The 19,570-nt window shown below is 73.8% G+C and carries 17 protein-coding genes; 5 read left to right on the forward strand and 12 right to left on the reverse strand.

From position 1 onward, the window contains the following. The 8 genes from BMZ16_RS19075 to BMZ16_RS00280 form a co-directional block, all read right to left on the reverse strand. A partial coding sequence (locus BMZ16_RS19075) for a zinc metalloprotease (RefSeq protein WP_218143286.1) occupies positions 1-583 on the reverse strand: 583 nt, incomplete at its 3' end. Further along, a complete protein-coding gene (locus BMZ16_RS00255) occupies positions 580-1,206 on the reverse strand; it encodes a hypothetical protein (RefSeq protein ID WP_143082689.1) in 627 nt (208 codons plus the stop codon). The genes BMZ16_RS00255 and BMZ16_RS19075, both read right to left, overlap by 4 nt. Before the next feature lie 212 nt (positions 1,207-1,418). Continuing rightward, the gene (locus BMZ16_RS00260; RefSeq protein ID WP_089797410.1) at positions 1,419-4,199 is read right to left on the reverse strand and encodes a glycoside hydrolase family 9 protein; all 2,781 of its coding nucleotides are present in this window, start codon (positions 4,197-4,199) and stop codon (positions 1,419-1,421) included. Positions 4,200-4,362: 163 nt separating this feature from the next. Further along, complete coding sequence (locus tag BMZ16_RS19080; RefSeq protein ID WP_177199535.1) at positions 4,363-4,530, reverse strand: hypothetical protein; 168 nt, start codon at positions 4,528-4,530, stop codon at positions 4,363-4,365. Positions 4,531-4,658: 128 nt separating this feature from the next. Beyond that, positions 4,659-5,081 (reverse strand): VOC family protein, encoded by a 423-nt coding sequence (locus BMZ16_RS00265; protein WP_089797412.1) that lies wholly within the window; start codon positions 5,079-5,081, stop codon positions 4,659-4,661. Further along, a complete protein-coding gene (locus tag BMZ16_RS00270; protein ID WP_089797414.1) occupies positions 5,078-5,605 on the reverse strand; it encodes an SRPBCC domain-containing protein in 528 nt (175 codons plus the stop codon). The genes BMZ16_RS00265 and BMZ16_RS00270 overlap by 4 nt, the downstream gene beginning before the upstream one ends. Then, the gene (locus BMZ16_RS00275; protein ID WP_089797416.1) at positions 5,602-5,919 is read right to left on the reverse strand and encodes an ArsR/SmtB family transcription factor; all 318 of its coding nucleotides are present in this window, start codon (positions 5,917-5,919) and stop codon (positions 5,602-5,604) included. Before BMZ16_RS00275 ends, BMZ16_RS00270 begins: the two co-directional genes overlap by 4 nt. 96 nt (positions 5,920-6,015) lie before the next feature. Continuing rightward, a complete protein-coding gene (locus BMZ16_RS00280; RefSeq protein ID WP_089797418.1) occupies positions 6,016-7,443 on the reverse strand; it encodes a serine hydrolase domain-containing protein in 1,428 nt (475 codons plus the stop codon). A 331-nt stretch (positions 7,444-7,774) separates the two neighbouring features. Here BMZ16_RS00280 and BMZ16_RS00285 point away from each other — a divergent pair, with 331 nt between their 5' ends. Both BMZ16_RS00285 and BMZ16_RS00290 read left to right on the forward strand, forming a co-directional pair. Continuing rightward, positions 7,775-9,034, forward strand: a complete 1,260-nt coding sequence (locus BMZ16_RS00285; RefSeq protein WP_218143287.1) for an MFS transporter — start codon at positions 7,775-7,777, stop codon at positions 9,032-9,034. 219 nt (positions 9,035-9,253) lie between these two features. After that, complete coding sequence (locus BMZ16_RS00290) at positions 9,254-11,362, forward strand: endo-1,4-beta-xylanase (protein WP_177199536.1); 2,109 nt, start codon at positions 9,254-9,256, stop codon at positions 11,360-11,362. Positions 11,363-11,392: 30 nt separating this feature from the next. Here the strand turns inward: BMZ16_RS00290 and BMZ16_RS00295 are convergent, their stop codons facing one another. Next, positions 11,393-12,199, reverse strand: coding sequence for an MBL fold metallo-hydrolase (locus BMZ16_RS00295; RefSeq protein ID WP_089797422.1), 807 nt, complete (start codon positions 12,197-12,199; stop codon positions 11,393-11,395). Positions 12,200-12,374: 175 nt separating this feature from the next. Here BMZ16_RS00295 and BMZ16_RS00300 point away from each other — a divergent pair, with 175 nt between their 5' ends. Both BMZ16_RS00300 and BMZ16_RS00305 read left to right on the forward strand, forming a co-directional pair. Further along, complete coding sequence (locus BMZ16_RS00300; protein ID WP_177199537.1) at positions 12,375-14,009, forward strand: MFS transporter; 1,635 nt, start codon at positions 12,375-12,377, stop codon at positions 14,007-14,009. 179 nt (positions 14,010-14,188) lie between these two features. Further along, positions 14,189-15,025: an ALF repeat-containing protein gene (locus BMZ16_RS00305; RefSeq protein ID WP_177199538.1), complete on the forward strand. Its 837-nt coding sequence runs from the start codon at positions 14,189-14,191 to the stop codon at positions 15,023-15,025. A gap of 47 nt (positions 15,026-15,072) precedes the next feature. Here BMZ16_RS00305 and BMZ16_RS00310 read toward each other — a convergent pair whose 3' ends face one another. Both BMZ16_RS00310 and BMZ16_RS00315 read right to left on the reverse strand, forming a co-directional pair. Next, complete coding sequence (locus BMZ16_RS00310; protein ID WP_089797426.1) at positions 15,073-16,017, reverse strand: pseudouridine synthase; 945 nt, start codon at positions 16,015-16,017, stop codon at positions 15,073-15,075. 147 nt (positions 16,018-16,164) lie between these two features. Further along, positions 16,165-17,586 (reverse strand): glycoside hydrolase family 10 protein, encoded by a 1,422-nt coding sequence (locus BMZ16_RS00315; protein ID WP_089797428.1) that lies wholly within the window; start codon positions 17,584-17,586, stop codon positions 16,165-16,167. A 196-nt stretch (positions 17,587-17,782) separates the two neighbouring features. On the opposite strand from BMZ16_RS00315, the gene BMZ16_RS00320 reads away from it, so the two are divergent. Further along, a complete protein-coding gene (locus BMZ16_RS00320) occupies positions 17,783-18,364 on the forward strand; it encodes a DinB family protein (protein ID WP_089798621.1) in 582 nt (193 codons plus the stop codon). A 57-nt stretch (positions 18,365-18,421) separates the two neighbouring features. On the opposite strand, the gene BMZ16_RS00325 is transcribed toward BMZ16_RS00320, so the two are convergent. Next, positions 18,422-19,567 (reverse strand): endo-1,4-beta-xylanase, encoded by a 1,146-nt coding sequence (locus tag BMZ16_RS00325; protein ID WP_089797429.1) that lies wholly within the window; start codon positions 19,565-19,567, stop codon positions 18,422-18,424. Between the last annotated feature and the right edge of the window lie 3 nt (positions 19,568-19,570).

A 19,570-nucleotide genomic window follows, 5' to 3' on the forward strand; every position in this document is an offset into this window, starting at 1 on the left:
GGTAGTAGATGACGCCGTCGGTGACGAACGGGGTCGAGGACGTCTTGTCGTCGCCGATCCGAAGGCCGTCCGTGCCGTCGGTCCTGACCCGGTACAGGTAGTCGTTCGTGCCCCGGTAGTAGATGAAGCCGTCGACGACCACCGGCGTGGAGGCCGTGTAGTTGTCTCCGTTGACCCACCAGACGGGGACGCCGAGGTGCCGCGGGGTCCAGGCGCACATCGAGAACCACGGGCCCTTCATGACGCAGGAGCTGCTGCGACCCGGGCAGCTGGCACAGTTGTGGTTCGGCACGGCGTAGTACCCGTACCTCGTGGCGCACTCGCAGGGCTCGTACTCGTCCGGCGCGCCGAAGATGTGACCGGTCTCGTGCGCGAACGTCCCGTCGAGCAGGTACGGCCCCCAGTTGTCGTTCTCGTACTGCACGACCACTTCCGAGTACCCGCGGACCGCGTACGCGAAGTGCTGCAGGGGGTAGTGGGTGAAGAAGGCGACGTACGCGCTGTCCGTGGACCTGTGGGTCTTCAGCGACTCGGCGAAGGCGCGGACGGCGGCCGGTCCGGTCCCGCGGCCGATGGCCGTCATGGCCGGGTCACGCCAGAGCGCCTCCCGCTTCTGGGGGGCAGGCCCGGGTCGGCCGGTGCCGTGATCGTCGGGACGTAGATGTCCACCTCGAACGTGACGCGCTGCAGCTGCCACATGTTGCCCAGCCACCGCAGGCCGGACTGCACCTCCGCGACGACGTGCTCACGCTGGTAGTTGGTGAAGGCGAGGTCTCCCGGGCCGCTGACGATGACCAGTGCCAGCCCCACCGAGCCGCGGAGCCGGTCGTTCAGCCCGGCGGCGGGGTCGAGATCCACACCTTGCGGCGGGTCCGGCGGTGTGAAGTCCGGATGGTTCCAGGAGGCGCCCTGCCCGGGTCGGTCGTCCTTTCCCCGCCGGTATTCCTGGGAATGGCGGAGCCAGTAGGCGTCGAGCGCGAGGCGTTCCGCCCGGCCCAGTGATTCCCAGACGTCCTCGTCCACGTCGCCACGTCGCCGTGCCACCGTCAGTCCCGCGGACTCGACGGCCTCGACGTCGTCGACCGCGTCCTCCGCGACGGTGGCGATGACGACGCGACCGTACCGCTGCACCACCGCGACACGTTCATCGACCGGAAGATCTCTCGATCCTGCTGTCACGAATGCCAGGTCCACCCACTCGGACATGATGATTCCCCCCGGTTGTCCCGCTGCCACGATCGTCCCCCGACAAGCGGCTGTCAACAGTCGGCGAAAATCGCCTGCCCGCCGGCCTCGAAATCGATGGGAATTTGCCCCCGGTGGCCTCGTGGTCGCGTGGGACCCACGCACGGCGACGGCCGCCGGTCACGTGGACCGACGGCCGCCGTCGCCCCCGGGGACCGCCCCGGGCCGTGCACTCAGGAGCAGGCCGCCCCGTTGACCGTGAACCCGGTGGGTGCGGCGTTGGTGCCGCTGTACGAGCCGTTGAACCCGATGCTCGTCGACCCGCCCGCGGCGAGCGAGCCGTTCCAGGCGGCGTTGGTCGCGGTGACGGTCGCGCCCGTCTGGCTCCACGTCGCGCTCCAGCCCTGGGTGACCTTCTGGTCGCCCGGGAACGTGAAGCCGAGGTGCCACGACGACCAGGCGGTCGAGCCGGTGTTGGTCACCGTGACCGCGGCCGTGAAGCCCGTGCCCCACGAGTTCGCCGTGTACGTCACCGTGCAGGCGGCGGTGACCGGGGGCGGCGTCGGTGTCGGCGTGATGCGGGGCGACGTGTCGACCGTGACCGGTGCCGAGACACCGGAGAGCTGTCCGGCGGAGTCCCGCGCGCGCACGACGAACGTGTACACGCCGTCCGCCGCGAGCCCGCTGAGGGTCACGGACGGGGTGGTCGAGGTGGCGACGACCGTCTGTGCGGCGCCCTCGACCTGGAGCACGTCGTACCCGGCGACGCGGACGTCGTCGGTCGAGGCGGTCCACGTGAGCGTCATCCCCGTCGCCGTCACGTTGGAGGCGACGGGCGTGCCCGGCGTCGACGGCGGGGCGTCCACGGGTGTGCCGCCGCCCGTGGTGCGGACCGCCAGCGGTGCCGACGTCGACGCCAGACCGGCGCCGTTGCGGGCGCGGACCGTGAACGTGTACGCCGTGTCGGCCGTCAGCCCGGAGACCGTCGCGCTCGTCGTGGTCGACGTCGCCACGACCGCCCCGGCGGTGTCGAGCACGTCGTAGCCCGCGACCCCGCTCTCCGCGTCGGTCGACGCGGCCCACGTCAGCGTCACCGACGTGTCCGCGACGGCGCTCGCGGTCGGGGTACCGGGGGTGCTGGGTGCGGTGGTGTCGGCGGGCGTCGCCTCGCCCGCCTGCTCCGCCGCCCAGGCCGTGAGCCACGCGAGCGCCGAGTTCCAGTTGATCGCCACCTCGTTGACGGAGTACGCCTCGATGTCGTCGACGAAGCACTTCTGCGCGGCGCAGCCGGCGAGCTCGGCGGCGGCGACAGGGTCCTGCAGCTCGCTGTTGGGTCCGCCGGAGAACGACCCGGGCGGGGCGATCGGCAGGGAGGAGTCCGCCTGGTTGGCCCAGAACCGGTGGTGCACGTTGCGCACGGCCTTCTCGCCGTAGCCCGCGACGTAGGACTGGTTCAGCGGGTTGCGGCCCTGGAAGTAGTCGAGCGCGCCGTACACGGCGGTCCGGTACCTCGCCTGGCCGGTGAAGTCGTGCGCCAGGGCCAGCGCGTTGGCGTTGTTGGCGACCTGCCCGTTCGAGCCCCAGTAGTACACGGAGCCCGCGTTGTTGGGGGCCGGGTACGCCTGGCTGGCCAGGCGTGAGAGCGCGGCGTCGGCGAACGACACGATCGCGGAGCGCGTCGCGGCGACGTCCGCCGCGGGCAGGTCGGTCGGGACCAGGGCGAGCGTCGTGTCGCCCAGGCCGCCGGTCCAGCCCCAGTCGTAGCCGCGCTGCGCGAAGCTCACGCCCTTGTAGAACGACGAGCCGGTGACGTCGGCGCGGTAGGACGACTCGCCCGTCGTGGCGTAGAGCTCGGCCGCCGCCCAGTAGAACTCGTCGGTCACGGACGTGTCGCCGTAGGCGCCGCCGCCCGTGCCGTCGGTGGCCGACGCGATCCGGTTCGGGTTCGCCTTCGCCGCCGCGTACGCGGTGCGTGCGGCGGTGAGCGCCTTCGCGGAGAACGTGGCGTCGTACGGCTGCCACAGGCGCGCCGCCTGCGCCGCGACCGCCGCCATGTTGAGCGTCGCGGCCGTGCTGACCGGCGCGAGGACGCGCCGCTGGGAGTCCTGCGACGGGATCGTCGGGATCCCCGTCCAGTTCTCGTCGTGCATCTTGTGGTGGACCATGCCGGCGTCGGTGCGGCCCGCGGGCACCTGCATGCGCAGCAGGAAGTCGACCTCCCACCGTGCCTCGTCGAGCACGTCCGGGACGCCGTTGGAGCGCTCCGGGATCGCCAGGGTGCCGTCGCCCAGCGCCGCGCGGTCCGCACCCTCGACGTGCAGCGTCCGCTCGTACGCGTTCTGCAGCTGCCACGTCGCGATGCCGCCGTTGACGACGTACTTGCCCTGGTCACCCGCGTCGTACCAGCCGCCGCGCACGTCCAGGCTGTACCCGCACGACTGCCGGCACGGCACGTTCGTGTCGCCCTGGTTGGGGGCGACGCCCAGGTGCCCGGCCGCCCGCGCGTACGTGCTGCCGACGTACTGCGCCTCGATCGCGATGCCCGAGCGCTGGTGGTAGAAGAACGCGAGCGCGTCGTACCGCAGCTTCTTCAGCGGGTCGGCGGAGATGTCGAACGGCAGGCTGCTCGAGCCGCCGGCCGACAGGACGTACCCCGTGCCCGGGGTGTCGTACGACGAGAAGTCGATGAGGTGCGTCCGGTCGCCGGACAGGGCGTCGGCACCCTTGACCGTCGACGTCCCCTCGGCCACGGTGCGGCCCGCGGCGTCGCGCAGCGTCCAGGCGACGGGCGCCGTCGACGTGCTCACGAGCGTCGCGACCTTGGCGACACCGGGCACGTAGGCGACCTGGTTGACCTTCACCGGCGTGCCCGGGTCGGGTGCGGCGACGGCCGCGGGGACGGTGCCGCCGACGACGGCCAGGGCGGCGACGACGGCGACGGTGCGCGCGGCGGTGGCCGCGAGGCCGGAGAGCCGGCCACGGCGTCGGGCGCGCTCGCGGGTGATCGGTGGCATGGCAGTCCTCGGGGTGGGGCCGACGGTGTGCGGGACGACGCCCGGCCGCGCGGCCCCGACGCTGGGGCACGGTGCGGGAGCGCTTCCGTCACGGTAGGTCGGCCGACCGGTGGGTCCGAGGGGTGCGTGGTCGCGGAATCGATTAGGTCCGGCGGTCCGGTGGTCAGGAGGACGGGGTACCGCTCGGTTCGATCGGGAGCGTCTGCCCGGCATGGAGCAGGGCGCCCGCCCTGGCCTTGGCCTCGTAGGCGTCCACACCCCACAGCGCGCCGAGGGCCACGCCGTCCTCGTGCGTGTAGCCCGCGTCCCAGTACGCCATCGACTCCAGCATGCCGACGGTCGCGGACCTGGAGTGCCACGCCGTCCGGTGACGCCGACGCCGGTCCCGGTGCGGCCGGACGAGCGCTCGCCACTCTCGACCGCGGGAGGGCACACGGGGAGGAACGGGGTGCTGAGGGATCACCCCGGGGGGCGCGGGGCGTCTCCCGGCACCCCCAGGTGCTCGACGATCTGCGGCCAGTCCCACAGCGACAGGCAGAAGGGGTGGCCCGCCGGGTCGGCGTAGACCAGGCAGTGGTCGGCGTTGGGCTGGGTGTCGAAGCGGGTCGCGCCGGCGGCGAGCACCCGCGCTTCGGCGGCGGCGAGGTCCTCGACGTGGAAGTCCAGGTGGATGTGCATCGGGGTGTCGCCCTCCGGCCAGGTGGGCGGGCGCAGGTCCGCGACCTGCTGGAACTCGATGTCTCCGCCGGGGCCGGCGACGCGGGCCCACACGGCCTCGCCCTGGACCAGGCCACCGGTGATCTCGGCGTAGAAGCGGGCCAGCGCGAGGGCGTCGGGGGCGTTCAGCGTGACGGCGCTCAAGCGGATGGCGTCGGAGGTCATGACACGTCCAGGGCCTGGTACGTCGGCGCCAGCTCCGCCCAGCGGCGTTCCCACCGGGGCGCAGGCCGAGTCGCGGACCAGCCCTCGGGGTGGGCGGTCGCGTCGAGGGCGAGCGCGCGTCCGAGGTCCTCGAGGTGGGTCTGCCAGCCGGCGCCGTGGGCGTGCAGGTTCGCCAGCGGCAGCCCGCGCTCCTCGACGACGAGGCGCGTGCGGTCGCCCTCGGTGGTCAGCCACGCCTCGAGTCGGCCGTCGGCGCCGCCGTCGGGGGAGGAGGTGCTCAGGAGCAGGTGGTGCGGCGCGTCGCAGAGCTCGACGCGTGCCATGCCCGTCCAGGAGCTGGTGAGCGTCACCCGGAGGACGCCGCCGGGCTGCAGGTTGCCGGAGACCTGCGCCACCCACCGGGCGAGCCGCCCGGGCACGGTGCACGCCTGCCACAGGTCGTCGATGTCGGTGTCGTAGACGTCCTCGACCCGGATCGCCCCGGTCGTGGCGTCGATCGCACGCATGGTCGCTGTCGTGGTCATGTCCTGGCCCTCTTCCCTCGGCTGATCTCGGTGTGCAGCGCGTCGAGGCGGTTCGTCCACAGCGCGCGGTAGTCGTCGAGCCAGGCGTCGACGTCGATCAGCGGCTCCGGTCGCAGCCGGTAGATGCGCCGCTGCGCGTCCTGCCGGGCCTCGACCAGGCCGGCCTCCCGCAGCACCCGCAGGTGGCGTGAGACCCCGGGCCGGGCGATGGGCAGGGCCTCGGCGAGCTCGCCGGCGGTGGCGTCGTGGTCGCGCAGGATCGCGAGCACGGTGCGCCGGCTCGGGTCGGCGAGTGCGTGGAGGACGGCATCCATGGGACGAGCGTACCCGTATGGGTACGTAACACAACAGGTACGGACAACTCCGTCCCGCGACCGGACCCGCGGTGCTCCCGGACCCGGCCCACCCGGCTACGCGTGAGCGGGACGGGTCATCAACGGCGCGCGCAGGTGCAGCGCGAGGTCGGGCGTCGTCAGGGGTGGGGTGCTCCACGTCGCGACGGCGGTGCCGGAGCCCGCGTCGACGACCAGGCGGACCCGGTGCGGGGTGGTGATGACGGCCAGGTCGGCGACGAAGGTGCCGCCCTGGCAGGCTCCCGCCGCGACGACGGGCCGGCCGAGCGGCGCGCTCTCCCGCCACGCGTCGTGGCCGACCGCGACCTCGATCGAGGGTCCGAGCCGGACGATCCAGCCCTCGTCGGCGGGGTGGACGACCACGGGGGTCCCGTCCGCCAGGGGCGAGTCGGGGTCCGGCGCGACGACGTGGGCCGTCACGGCGCGCTCCCCGGGCCCCGACCCCTTCACCGTCGGCAGCGACAGCCGCCGCATCCGGTCGGCGAGCGCCTCGTCGTCGTGCGCGCTCGTCGGGCCGTCCAGGCCGGGCAGCAGGTGCTCCCAGATCGCGTCCAGCACGTCCTGCGGCTCGGTCGCGCCGGTCGCGGCCACGACGAGGTCGTGCGACGGGACGACGACGCACCGCTGGCCGTACGCCCCGTGCGCCCGGTACCCGTGCCTCGACATCCAGAACTGGTAGCCGTACCCGCACCACGCGTCCGGCCCCTCCACCGACCCCTCGACGTGCCCCGTCGCGACGTGCTGGCGCGTCGCCGCCTCGACCCAGTCCCGGGGGACGAGCTGCTGGTCGCCCCACCGCCCGCCGCGCAGCAGCAGCTGGCCGAACGCGGCGACCGCCTCGGTCGTCAGGTGCAGGCCGTGGAACCCGAACGCGGCCCCGCTGCCGACGCGGTCCCACTCGGCGTGATCGACGCCCATCGGGCGGAACAGGCGCTCGTCGAGCAGCTCGGGCAGGCCGCGCCCGGTGGCGCGCTCGACCATCCGCGCGAGGACGAACGTCGTGGCGTTGTCGTAGGCGTGGCGCGTCCCCTCGGGTTCGGCGAACGGCACGCGCAGGAACCCCTTCACCAGGTCGCCGGGCTCCAGGCTCCACGCGTCCTCGAGGGTGTCCGTGGCGTGCCCGGTCGTCATCGAGAGCAGGTGGTGCACCGTCAGGCTGCGGCCCTGGTCGGGGACGTCGGGCGGCACGTGCTCGGGCAGGACGTCCACCACCCGGTCGTCCAGCGCGAGCAGGCCGTCGGCGATCGCCAGGCCCACCGCGACCGACGTGAACGACTTGGTGAGCGAGTAGAGGAGGTGCGGGCGGTCTGCGGAGTAGGGCGCCCACCACCCCTCGGCGACGACGTGCCCGTGGCGCACCACCATGAGGGAGTGGCACTCCACGTCGCGCGCCTCGAGGTCGTCGAGCATCGCCGCGACGGCGCGGGAGTCGACGCCGGTCGCGGCAGGTGTCGACCGGGGGAGGAGCGCGAGTCGGGACGGCATCCGGGCACAGTAGCGAGACGCGCCGTCCGCCGCCCGTGCGCTGCGTGGACCTGGCGCCCGGCACTCTGGCCCGCAGTGACCACTGGTCACTTGCGCGCCGGCAGTCGCCCCCCGGGGTGACCACTGGTCAGTAGGGGCTCGTCTCGGGGGTCCGGGGTCCTCCCAAGTGACCAGTGGTCGGCTGCGTGAGGGGGCGATCCGCGTCGACGTCGGTGAGGCCGCCGGAGGTGGCGGTTGTTGCAGGCGCCCGTATCCTGGGACCAGATCAGGGGCAGTCTTCCGTGTGTGGGGTGGGGCGCACGGGCAGTCGACGCACCCTGGAGCACCCACCTTGACGTCCCAGCTCGCGCCCTCGCGCGCGGAGTCCCTCACGCGCGCGCCCTCGGCGCCCCTCTCGCTGCCCGCCGCCGGCGGCCTGCCGTTCCTCGTCACCGCCCTCGTCGGGCGGATCCCGTCGTCGATGATCCAGCTGGGTCTGCTGATGTTCGTGGCCTCGTCCGGCCTCGGCGTCGGGCTCGGCGGTGCGGCCGTCGCGGCCGTCGGCATCGGCACGGCCGTCGGCGCCCCGCTCGTGGGGCGCAGCGTCGACCGGTGGGGGCCGCTGCCCGTCGTCGCGGTCGCGACGGCGGTGCAGGTGGCCGGCCTGCTGGCGGTGCTCGCGGTCACCTCGCGGGACGCGGACACGTGGGCACTGCTGCTGTGCGCGGCGGTCGTCGGCGCCGCGAACCCGCAGGTCGGCTCCATCGCGCGCTCGCGGTGGTCCCACCTGGCGCGGCGCGACGGACGTCTCGACCTCGTCCGTCGCGCGCTGGGGTACGAGGTGGCCGCCGACGAGCTCGGCTTCGTCGTCGGGCCCGTGGCCGCCGGTCTGCTCGTGGCGCTGCTGGGGCCGGTGCCCGCGCTGTGGGTCCTGGTCGGGTTCGCGGTCGTCGGGCAGGGCGCCTTCGCGGCGTACCTGTGGACCGACCGGGCCACGTGGCCCCGGCGCACCGCACCGGTCGCGGGTGCGCACCACGACGGCACGCGGCTCGACCTGCGTCCGCTCGTCGCGCCCATGCTCGCCGCCCTGGCCGTCGGCGCCGCGTTCGGCTCGACCCAGACCGGGCTCACGGCCGTGAACGCCGCGCGCGGCACCGAGGAGCTGACCGGTGTGGTCTACGCCTGCGCCGGGATCGGCAGCGCGATCGCGAGCCTGGTGCTCTCCCGCCTGGTCCGTCTCGGGAGTCTCGCGGTGCGCGTCGCCCTCGGTGGTGTCGCGGTGCTGGTCGGGGCCGTCGGCCTGGCCACGCTCCCCGGCGCGTGGGGCGCCGCGGCGTGCGCGCTCGTGCTCGGCGTCGGCGCCGGGACGCTGCTGGTCAGCGGCTATGCCCGTGCCGAGCGTGTCGCGCCGCCGCGGCTGGTCGCCTCGACGATGGCGCTGCTGGCCACCGCGCTGGTGCTGGGAGTCTCCGCGGGGGCAGCGGCGAGCGGGGCGCTCGCGGGATCCCTGGCGCACGCCTTCTGGCCGGCAGCCCTGGCGGGCGTCCTCGGTATCTGCGCCGCGGCAGGGCTGCGCACGGGCGGTCGTGCGAGCGTGTCCGACACTCGCTGACCTGGCACGGCGTCGGCCGCTGCGCCCGTCACCGTGTCGCCCCTGCGCCCCCGTCGGCCGTCCGCAGGGGCCGGCGGGGCCCGAGGCCGCGCGCTCCCGCACCTCTTGACAGCCCCCGCGCCGCAGCGGCTAGGTTGAGGCACGTTCTCGATGGAAAACGTTTGCCACACCGAGACCCCGGCGCAACGACGCGCTGCGGGAGTGCCTGGAGGGGATCCCATGACGGATGCGCGACCGGACGGCGGCACGATCGGAGGGGCGGCCCGGTCACGGGCGGCCCGTGCGGCGAGGGGCCCGGTCAGGCCCGTCGTCGCCACGGCGCTCGCGGGTCTGCTGACGCTCGCCGCGCTGGGCCCGGCCCAGCCCGCCGTCGCGGACGCCGAGCCGACCCTGCCCCCGGCGGGCCGGACGTTCGAGCACTACCCGGCCCTGAAGGACGTCTACGCGGACCACTTCTCGTTCGGCATCTTCGGCGCCGGTGAGGTCGAGGGGCTGCTGTACAACTACGCCTCCTACACCCCGGGCAACGAGATGAAGCCCGAGAGCACGCAGCGCGACAAGGGTGTGTTCACGTACGACGCGGCCGAGGCGGCGTTCGCCCGCTACACGTCGCGCAACCCCGACCTGGACCTCTACGGGCACACCCTGGCGTGGCACTCGCAGACGCCGACGTGGATGTGGGACGCGCCGCCGGCCCGGTTCGGGCAGCCCGGCACGTTCGACCGCGACGTCGCGCTGGAGAACCTGCACACCCACATCGACAACGTGCTGGGCCACTTCGGTGACCGGCTGGTCGCGGTCGACGTCGTCAACGAGGCCGTCGGCACCGCGGACCCGGCGGACTGGCGCGCCTCGCTGGCCAAGGGCGAGGGGTGGTACCAGGCGCTGGGCGCCGACTGGGTGGAACTGGCGTTCCTGCGGGCCGCGCAGGTGGTCGACGCCCGCGGCTGGGACGTGAGGCTCACGTACAACGACTTCGGGCTGGACTCCCCGGCCAAGGCGCGCGTGGTCTTCGAGATGGTCAGGGACATCAACGAGCGCCACGCGGGCACCCGCCCGGGCGGCAAGCCGCTGATCGAGGTCATCGGCATGCAGGGGCACTACAACCTGGCCACCGACGTCGCGGCCGTCGAGCAGAACATCCGGCTCTTCGCGACGCTGGGGAACGTCGAGGTCCACGTCACCGAGATGGACATCGCCCTGCCGCCGGGCGAGCTGACGCCCGAGAACGAGAACAACCAGGGCATGAAGTACGCCGAGCTGTTCCAGGTGTACCGCGACCACGCGGCCGGCCCGGGCAACACGACGGACAACCCGAAGGTCGTCGCAGCAGTGAAGCTCGCGGGCGTCCGCGACGTGCGGACCGGCTGGAAGGGCGGCGAGTTCGCCATGCCCTACGACTACGACGGCAACGCCAAGCTCGCGCTGCTCGGCATCCTGTACCCGGACGAGTTCCTGGCGACCCACGACTACATCGACGCACCGGGTGGCGGGGAGCGTCCCCCGGTCCCCGGCGTGCACGTGTTCGACACGTCGGCCGGTGACCCGTGGAGCGGCGCGACCATCGTCCTGGGCGACGACGCCTCCGCGTGGCCCTGGTCCACGACCGACGACGGCGAGGTGGCCTTCCGCCCCGAGCCCGGGTCCACGTACCGCATCGCGGCGAACTACACGGCCAAGGGCACGACGGCCATCCGCGTGCGGTGGTTGAAGGACAACAGCAACGGCGGCTACACGACGGCCGACGGCGCGCTGGTCAACGCCCACCCGTACGCGGCCGACCAGGTCGCCACGCAGCTGCCCGCGTACTTCAACAGCGGCATGGTGAACATGGGCAGCTACACGCTGGTCAGCGAGATCACCCTCGACGGGTCGCAGCCGGCCGACGGCCTGATCGGCAACATCGGCATCCGTGGCGGCGGGGGCGGGAACGCCTTCTCGATCAACACGATCACGGTGGAGGAGGTGACGGCGACCGGCGACGAGCTCCTGGTCAGCTGGCCGCAGGGCATCGCCGAACCCGACCCCGAGCCGTCCGTGCCGCCGGCAACGACGCTGACCTACCAGGGCACCAACTGGGTCACGGTGACGCTCGATGCCCAGGTCACGGCGCCGGCCACCCTCGCCCGCACCGAGTACCGGCTCGACGGCGGCGAGTGGACGGCCTACGACGGTCCGCTCCGCCTCAAGCGCGCCGACCGGCAGACCCTCGGCTACCGCAGCGTGGACTCGGCGGGCGCGGTCGAGGAGGAACGGTGCGTCACGTTCCGTCCCGGTGGCGGCAGGGTCGACGTCGTCGTCGCGCCGGACGAGGTCTGCGGCGCCTGACCCGCGACGAGGGCGGGCGGCGCGGCGGGGTCAGCGACCCAGCCGCTCCGCCTGCCACTCGTGGATGCCCGTGACCCACTCCCACCCCTGCGGCGCGGACGACCCGATCCGGGGGTCGTCGGGGTCCTCGCCGTCCCGCAGTGCGTGCACGTAGGCCCGGTCGAGGGCGATCCGGGCGCCGATCGCCGGGCCGCGGGCGACGGTCCCGTGCCCCGGGACGGCGACGTCCGCGTCCGCAGCTACGCGTTCGAGCAGGTCGAGCGCGGCGAGGTACTCCGTGACCGGGTCGCCGTCGGAGTCCAGGTCCAGCATGGGGACGAAGACGTCGGACAGCATGTCCCCCGCGACGAGGACCCCTTGCTCCTCGACGAGCAGGGCGGCGTGACCGGATGCGTGCGCGCGGTGCTCGGCGACGCGGGCGCGCGGCCCGTCCCACGGCAGGTGCGTCGTGGCGTCCGGCAGCGGGGTCAGCAGCCCGAGCAGCTCCAGGGGGACCTGCCCGTGGATCTCGGGCGGCAGGTGATCGGCGATGCGGACCAGCGTCTGCGGGTCGCGCAGCACCCCGGCCATGGTGTCGGCGGCCCGGGCGGTCGCGTAGCGCGGGACGTCCCCGAGCGCCGGCCGCCACAGCACGTGGTCCCAGTCGGGGTGCGTGGAGAACGCCGCGACCACGGTCGTGCCGAGCGCCCCGACGTCGGCGGCGAGGCAGTCGATCTCGCTGCTCGTCACCCCGGGGTCGACGAGCAGCGCACCGGCCGTGCCCTCGACGAGGACGGCGTTGCTGAGGACGAACCCGCTCGTGTGCACGTGCGTGGCGTCGGCGACCTGGGTGAGCATGGCGGCTCCTTCTCGAGGGCTTTGGGGTGTCGACCGTCGGGGGCGCGTCCGCTCATCGGGGTCGACGTCCTGCGGCACGCCGGGAGCCGCACCGACCCGCCCAGTTTTACCGACGCTGCGTCGATAACCTAGGCTGGACGCGCCGGTGCACCACCGGTGGATCGAGGAGCGCAGCATGAGCGAGTCCACCGTCATCACCCGTCGCCACTGGCTCGCGATGGGAACGCTGTCCCTCGGGGTCTCCCTGGTCATCATGGACGCGACGATCGTCAACGTCGCCCTCCCGGTGGTGATCGAGGACCTCGGTCTGGACTCCGCCGGGGCGCAGTGGATGAACGCCATCTACTCGCTCGTCTTCGCCTCCCTCATGCTCACGGTGGGGCGGATCGGCGACCTGTACGGCCGCAAGCGGCTGTACGCGATCGGGCTCGTCGTGTTCATGCTCGCCAGCCTCGGTGCCGGCGCGGCCACCAGCCCGGCCATGCTGATCGCGTCCCGGCTCGTGCAGGGTCTCGGCGCCGCGATGGTGCTGCCCAGCACCCTGTCCACGCTGAACGCGATGTTCACCGGCCGGGCGCGCGGCATCGCCTTCGCCATCTGGGGCTCGACCATCGGCGGCATGGCCGCCGTCGGGCCGCTGATCGGCGGGTGGCTGGCCACCGACGTGTCGTGGCGGTGGGCCTTCTGGCTCAACATCCCGTTCGGCCTGCTCGCGCTCGTGGGCATCGCTAGGACCCTGGACGAGACGCGCGACCCCTCCCTGCAGCGCGGTGCGGACGTCCCCGGGGTGCTGCTGTCCAGCATCGGCCTGGCCGGCATCGTCTTCGGGCTCATCGAGGGCGACTACTACGGCTGGTGGCTCACCGACGCCGGCGACCTGTCGCCCGTCCCCGTCGCGCTCGCGCTCGGCGTGCTGCTCGTGGCGCTGTTCGTCGTCGTCGAGCGGCGGCGGGTGCGCCAGGGAAAGGTCGCGCTCGTCGACCTCACGCTGCTGGGCATCCCGTCGTTCCGCTACGGCATCACCGCCGCGCTCATCGTGGCGGCCGGGGAGTTCGGCCTGCTGTTCACGCTGCCGCTGCTGCTGCAGGGCGCGCTCGGGTACTCCGCGCTGGGCACCGGCTGGATCGTGCTGTGGCTCGCCCTCGGCACGTTCCTCGTGTCCGGTGCGACGCCGCGGCTGGCCGCGCGCCTCGGCCAGACCAGGGTCGTGCGGATCGGGCTGGTGCTCGAGGCCGTCGCCATCGGAGGCCTGGCGCTCACGATGAGCCTGACGATCCCCGGTGCGGCCATCGCCGCCTGGCTGTTCCTCTACGGGGTCGGGGTCGGCATGGCCACCGCGCAGCTGACGAGCGTCATCCTCGTCGACGTCCCGGTCGCGGAGAGCGGCCAGGCGTCCGGCTTCCAGACGACGATCCGGCAGCTCGGGTCCGCCCTGGGCGTCGCCCTCCTCGGTGGTCTGCTCATCTCGACCATGACCTCGCAGACCGAGGCGCGGCTGGACGACACCGGCCTGCCGACCGAGGTGCAGGAGCAGGTCGTCGACGTCGTCCACGACTCGGCGGGCGCCGGGATCCCTGCGCTCGCAGCCGACCCCTCGACCGCCGACGCGGCCGTCGAGGCCGAGCTGGCGCTCGTCCAGGCCAGCCGCATCACGACGGGCGTCGCCGCCGGCGTCCTGCTGGTCGGCGTCGCGGTGACGTTCGCCCTGCCGCACCGGGCCGCCGACCAGGCGCCCCCGGACGGCCGGACGTCCGGCGCAGGGGAGACCGCGCGCGGCCGGCGGCGCCGCGCCGGGGAGACCGCGGGCTGACACCCGGCGCCCGCGCCCCGGTGTGCCGAGGGCCGGCTCCTGGCGCACCGCGCCACCGACCTGGACAAGAGCGGTGAAACGCCACACATCCGGGTGACGAACCCGGATACAGTGCCGCGCGGATGCCCGTCCATGGGCACCGCACCGTCAGGTGCAGGGGGATGACGAAAGGTGCGTGCGTGCGGGAGCTGATGCGGTCGCTGCTGGTCGCGGTGGTGCTGGTGGTGGCGGGTCTCGGGATCGGTGCGCTCCCTGCCGCGGCGGACGAGGCCGCGGACCACAGGGCGTTCGTCCTGGCAGGGTTCACGGGCACGACGGACGACGAGTACCGTGCCTGGGTCGAGGCCCTCGCCGGGTCCCCGGACGGCCCCGCGCTGAGCGCTGCGGCGACCCGGGCGCTGGCCGGGCCCGACGAGGACCTTCGGGCGTTCGTCGACGGCGGGTACCTGGCGGCGTTCCACGCCGACGAGAGGATCCGGCTCTCGCGTCTGATCAGCACGGCCACGGAGCCCTACGTCGACGCGGGCGTTCAGCGGGCACTGGCCAGCGACGACCCCGCGGTGTGGACGGAGTTCCTCACGAACGGCCTGCGCGCGGCGCAGGTCCTGGACGACCGGCTGGCGGCCGCCCGCATCCTCGACGTGATCACGCAGGAGTCGTCGCCGGTGCTGTGGCAGGCGACGCAGACGGCGCTGGCGGGCCCTCAGGCCGCGCTGCGGGAGTTCATCGTCAACGGCCAGTTCGTCGCCCGTGCCACGGACGCGGCGAACGCTGCTGCGGCTCCTGCCCCCGCCGCCCCCGCGCCGGCAGCTCCCGCCCCCGCGCCGGCAGCTCCCGCCCCCGGCGCCCCGGCCGCCGCGCCGTCGACCGCCGCGCCGGCCCGCGCCACCGCTCGCCCGGTGCAGCTGGCGGCTACCGGGGTGCCGGGCGAGATTCCGTTGGCGCTGCTGGCGGCGTCGTCGCTCGCCGCGGGGACCGGGCTGCTGGTCCTGTCGCGCCGCCGCCGCGCCGTCTGAGCGGGAGCCGTCGGAGCAGGTGATGGCAGGACGGTCACCGCACGGCGTCAGTCGCCGGTGCGGTCCTCGCCGGCCTGCGTCGTCAGCGGCAGCTCCCGCACCGCACGGAACTGCCGGCGCCGCCCGTCCACCGGGTCGGTGAACGCGATCTCGGCCGCCAGCAGCTGCAGCGGTTCGCGGAAGTCGTCGAGGTCGACGTCGCGGAGCACCGGGTACAGCGGGTCACCCTCGATCGGGATGCCGAGCCCCGCCAGGTGCAGGCGCAGCTGGTGCGTGCGCCCGGTGCGGGGGGTCAGGCGGTAGACCCCCAGGCCGTCGACCTCACGCTCGAGCTCGACGAGCGTCTCGGCGTTGACCGGGGCGTCCGGCACGACCTCGGCACGCGGGGTTCCGCGCACCTTGCGCAGGTGGTTGCGCACCACCGTGGGCAGCTCCAGGTCGGCGCGCAGCGGTGCCAGCGCGCGGTACGTCTTGTCCATCGCGCGGCGCTCGAAGGCCGTCTGGTAGGCGCCGCGCCAGCGTCGTTCGGTGGCGAGCAGGAGGACCCCGGACGTCCCGCGGTCGAGGCGGTGCAGCGGCGAGAGCTCGGGCAGGTCCAGCTCGGCGCGCAGCCGCACGACGACGCTCTGCACGATGTGCCGTCCGCGGGGGATGGTCGAGAGGAACGGGGGCTTGTCGACCACGACGAGCCGCTCGTCGCGGTGCACCACGTGGATCGTCCCGGGGACCACGGGCTCCTCGCGCAGGACCCGGTGGAACCACACGTGCCGCGCGGGGACGAACGGGTCGTCGTCCCGCAGCGCGCGGCCGTCCTCGTCCACGAACTCGCCCGCCGCGAGCATCCCGGCGACGTCGACGTGCGTGGGGAGCCGGTGACGCAACCAGGCGCCCATCGTGGGCCACGCCGCGGGGACCCCGCGGGCGGGGGGCGGGGTGCACAGGCGGGCGGCGTCGAGGCCGTGGCGTGCCGGCAGGGGCGAGCGGGGTGGCACGCGTCGATGCTACGAGGCGGCGCTGCCTGCGGGAGCACGAGGCCGGGCCGACCCCTCGCGCACGAGGGCGCACGACGACGGCGCCGCACCCCGGGGGTGCAGCGCCGTCGTCGTGGTGACCGGTGCGGGCCGGTCAGGTGGAGCGTGTCAGCCGCAGGTCAGCGTGGCGCCGCTCGGGGCGGAACCCTGACCGATGAACCCGAAGGTCGTCGACTGCCCGGCTCCGACGGAGCCGTTGTAGGGCGCGTTGCTCACGACGTTGCCGGAGACCACGCCGTTCCACACGTTGTTCGTGGAGACGTCACCCGGCAGGGTCACCCGCCACCCGTTGAGGGACGACGAGCCGGCCGTGACCGTGACCGTGCCCTGGTAGCCACCCGGCCACGCGTTGGCGATGGTCAGGGCGGCGGAGCAGCTGCCCGTCACCGGCGGCGGGGTCGTCGGCGGCGGCGTGGTGGGCGGCGGGGTCGTGGGCGGGGGCGTCGTCGGCGGCGGGGTCGTCGGCGGCGGCGTCGTGGGCGGCGGCGTGGTCGGGCTCGCCGCGTTCAGCGTGTTGAGCACCGAGGTGTACGCCTGCTTCTTGTTGCCGTTGCCGTCGAACAGCAGCGGGGTGCCCGAGGCACGCCACGAGTCCGTGTCACGCACGCCCCACACCGTGATGCCGGTGCAGCGGGCGACGTTGAGGCAGGCCTGGGTCACCTTGCGGAAGTTCTCCGCCTGCGCCGAGCCGGAGCCCTCGATGTCGAGCTCGGTGATCTGCACGTCGACGCCGAGGGCGGCGAAGCTCTCGATCGTCGTCTGGTAGTTGGCCGGGACCGGGCTCTGCGGGTTGAAGTGCGACTGCAGGCCGACGCAGTCGATCGGCACGCCGCGCTGCTTGAAGTCACGGACCATGCGGTAGACGCCCTGGGTCTTGGCGTGCGACCAGTCGTCGATGTTGTAGTCGTTGTAGCAGAGGATCGCGCCCGGGTCGGCGGCGCGCGCGGCACGGAAGGCCACCTCGATCCAGTCGCTGCCGGTGCGCTCCAGGTTGGAGTCGCGGCGGCCGCCGGAGCTGCCGTCGGCGAACGCCTCGTTCACGACGTCCCAGGCGTAGATCTGGCCCTTGTAGTGGGTCGCGACCTGCGTGACGTGGTTGACCATCGCGCTGCGCAGCGAGGGTCCCTCCATGCGCTTCATCCACTCCGGCTGCTGGGAGTACCACGCGAGCGCGTGCCCGCGGACCTGCTTGCCGTTCTGCTTGGCCCAGTTGAGGATCCGGTCGCCCTGGCTGTAGTTGAACTGGTTCTGGTTGGGCTCCGTCGCGTCCATCTTCATCTCGTTCTCGGCCGTGATCATGTTGAACTCACGGTTCGCGATGGTGGAGTACGTGGAGTCGCTGAGGCGGCCGGCGGCGATCGCGGTGCCGAAGTAGCGGCCGCTCTGCGCGGCGGCCTCCTGGAGGGTCGAGCCGGCGGCCTGCGCCGGGATCGCCGCGGCCGTCGTGACGGCGAGCGCGACGATCGCGAGGGCGGAGGCGCCGCGTGCGACCAGGGGGCGCCCGCGTCGGAGCTGGGGTGGGGGGGTCATCGTTCCTCCTTGATGAGCCGATGGCCGGGTCGTCAGCGAGCCGGTCGGCGGACGCCCCACTCTTCGACCAGGGGGTGGGCCCGTCAACGCACGTAAACGCTTCACGTTTCGGTGTGCCCTCCGATAGTCGACGGCGCCGCCCCTGTGGTCGGCCGGGCCCCGCCGGACGTCGGTGGCCGGTGGCATGGTCGGCACCATGGACACCGACCCGAAGACCACGCTGCACCGCGCGCTGCGCCGGCAGCGCGACGGCCTCGTCGGCAAGCTCGAGGGGCTCGACGAGTACGACGTCCGGCGGCCACTGACGGGCACCGGCACCAACCTGCTGGGCCTGGTCAAGCACGTCGCCAGCGTGCAGGTCGAGTACCTGGGCCTGGTGTTCGGACGCCCGAGCCCGCTCGACCTGCCCTGGTCCGCCGCGGGCGTCGAGCGCGACGCGGACCTCTGGGCCACGGCGGACGAGAGCCGTGACCTGGTCCTCGACGTGTGGCGGCACTCCGCGGAGCACGCGGACGCGACCGTCGAGGCCCTGCCGCTCGACGCGGTCGGTGAGGTCCCGTGGTGGTCCGAGCCGCAGGCGACGCTCCACGAGGTCCTGGTGCACCTGGTCGCCGAGGTCGCCCGGCACGCCGGGCACGCCGACGTGCTGCGCGAGCAGCTCGACGGCGCCACGGGCCTGGTCGCGGGCGACCCGAACGTGCCGGACCGCACCACGGACGAGTGGGCCGCGTTCCGGGGGCGCATCGAGCAGGCGGCCCGCGAGGCCGCGGGACGCTGACGGGCCCGGCCGCCGAGGTCGTCCCGGCCGCGTCGCTCCCGGCCGCGTCGCCGCCGGTCAGGACGTCGGAGCCCGCAGTGCCTCGACGACCGCCTCGAACGCGGGCTTCACCGCGAGGTCCTCGTCCAGGACGGTGGCCGCGCCCTCGCCCGGCGACCAGCTGGGGACCCACGAGTAGCGGTCCGTCACGCCCCACAGCGTCAGGGACGTGCAGCGCTCGACGGCGACGCACGCGGCGACCGCGCGACCGTAGTAGTCGACCTGCTTCTCGACGTCGTCCGGCTCGGCGCGACCGTCGGCGTCCACGGGCACGCGGACGTCGAGCTCGGTGATCGCGACCTCCAGGCCGAGGTCGGTGAAGCGGCGCAGGTTCGTCTCGAGGTCGTCCGGGAAGGGGTACTGGGTCGACAGGTGGCCCTGCACGCCGAACCCGCCGACCGGTGCACCGGCCGCCAGCAGCTCCTGGACCAGCGCGAGGTACGCGTCGGACTTGGGTCCGACCGCCTCGACGTTGAAGTCGTTGAGGTACAGGACCGCGTCGGGGTCGGCCTCGTGCGCCCACCGCAGAGCGTCCGCGACGATCGCGGTGCCGAAGCGCGCGAGGAACGGGTTCTGCTCGGTGCGCAGCACACCGTCGTCGTCGAAGATCTCGTTGGCGACGTCCCAGTGCACGATCCGGCCCGCGTACCGGCCGACGACCGTGGTGACGTGCTCCTGCAGGAGGGCGCGCAGCTCGTCGTCCGTGAAGGTGCCGGTGGTCAGCCAGCGGGGGTTCTGCGAGTGCCACAGCAGCGTGTGACCGCGCACCTGCTGGCCGTTCTCCTCGGCGAAGTCGATCACCGCGTCGGCGCCCTCGAACCGGAACTCGTCGCGCGTGGGGCGCAGGAACTCCCACTTGAGCTGGTTCTCGTGCGTCAGGGACGAGAACTGCTCGGCGACCACCGCGCGGTAGGCGTCGTCGCTGCCGAACGGGTCGGGGTAGCCCGACGCGGCGAGGTGGCCGCCGCCGGCGACGGCCACGCCGACCGCGAGGCCGTCGCGGGGCAGGTCGCGCAGCGCGACGCCCGGCGCGGCCGCGTCCGGTGTGGCGGAGCTGGTGGACGGCGTGGGGCCAGGGTCGGCGGTGGCGGTGCAGCCACCGAGGGCGAGCGCGGCGACGGCGCCCAGCGCGGCCCCGGGAAGGACGAGCCTCGTTGCTCTCATGGG

It is taken from the genome of Cellulomonas sp. KH9 (genome assembly GCF_900114185.1).
In the GTDB taxonomy this organism is placed as follows: domain Bacteria; phylum Actinomycetota; class Actinomycetes; order Actinomycetales; family Cellulomonadaceae; genus Cellulomonas.

Excerpts from the sequence above, each read along its gene's own strand:
- BMZ16_RS00275 (WP_089797416.1), bottom strand. The coding sequence starts at position 5,919 with ATGGATGCCGTCCTCCACGCACTCGCCGACCCGAGCCGGCGCACCGTG.
- BMZ16_RS00265 (WP_089797412.1), bottom strand. The coding sequence starts at position 5,081 with ATGACCTCCGACGCCATCCGCTTGAGCGCCGTCACGCTGAACGCCCCC.
- BMZ16_RS00290 (WP_177199536.1), top strand. The coding sequence starts at position 9,254 with ATGACGGATGCGCGACCGGACGGCGGCACGATCGGAGGGGCGGCCCGG.
- BMZ16_RS00260 (WP_089797410.1), bottom strand. The coding sequence starts at position 4,199 with ATGCCACCGATCACCCGCGAGCGCGCCCGACGCCGTGGCCGGCTCTCC.
- BMZ16_RS00320 (WP_089798621.1), top strand. The coding sequence starts at position 17,783 with ATGGACACCGACCCGAAGACCACGCTGCACCGCGCGCTGCGCCGGCAG.
- BMZ16_RS00295 (WP_089797422.1), bottom strand. The coding sequence starts at position 12,199 with ATGCTCACCCAGGTCGCCGACGCCACGCACGTGCACACGAGCGGGTTC.
- BMZ16_RS00300 (WP_177199537.1), top strand. The coding sequence starts at position 12,375 with ATGAGCGAGTCCACCGTCATCACCCGTCGCCACTGGCTCGCGATGGGA.
- BMZ16_RS19080 (WP_177199535.1), bottom strand. The coding sequence starts at position 4,530 with ATGCTGGAGTCGATGGCGTACTGGGACGCGGGCTACACGCACGAGGAC.
- BMZ16_RS00325 (WP_089797429.1), bottom strand. The coding sequence starts at position 19,567 with ATGAGAGCAACGAGGCTCGTCCTTCCCGGGGCCGCGCTGGGCGCCGTC.
- BMZ16_RS00255 (WP_143082689.1), bottom strand. The coding sequence starts at position 1,206 with ATGTCCGAGTGGGTGGACCTGGCATTCGTGACAGCAGGATCGAGAGAT.
- BMZ16_RS00315 (WP_089797428.1), bottom strand. The coding sequence starts at position 17,586 with ATGACCCCCCCACCCCAGCTCCGACGCGGGCGCCCCCTGGTCGCACGC.
- BMZ16_RS00270 (WP_089797414.1), bottom strand. The coding sequence starts at position 5,605 with ATGACCACGACAGCGACCATGCGTGCGATCGACGCCACGACCGGGGCG.
- BMZ16_RS00280 (WP_089797418.1), bottom strand. The coding sequence starts at position 7,443 with ATGCCGTCCCGACTCGCGCTCCTCCCCCGGTCGACACCTGCCGCGACC.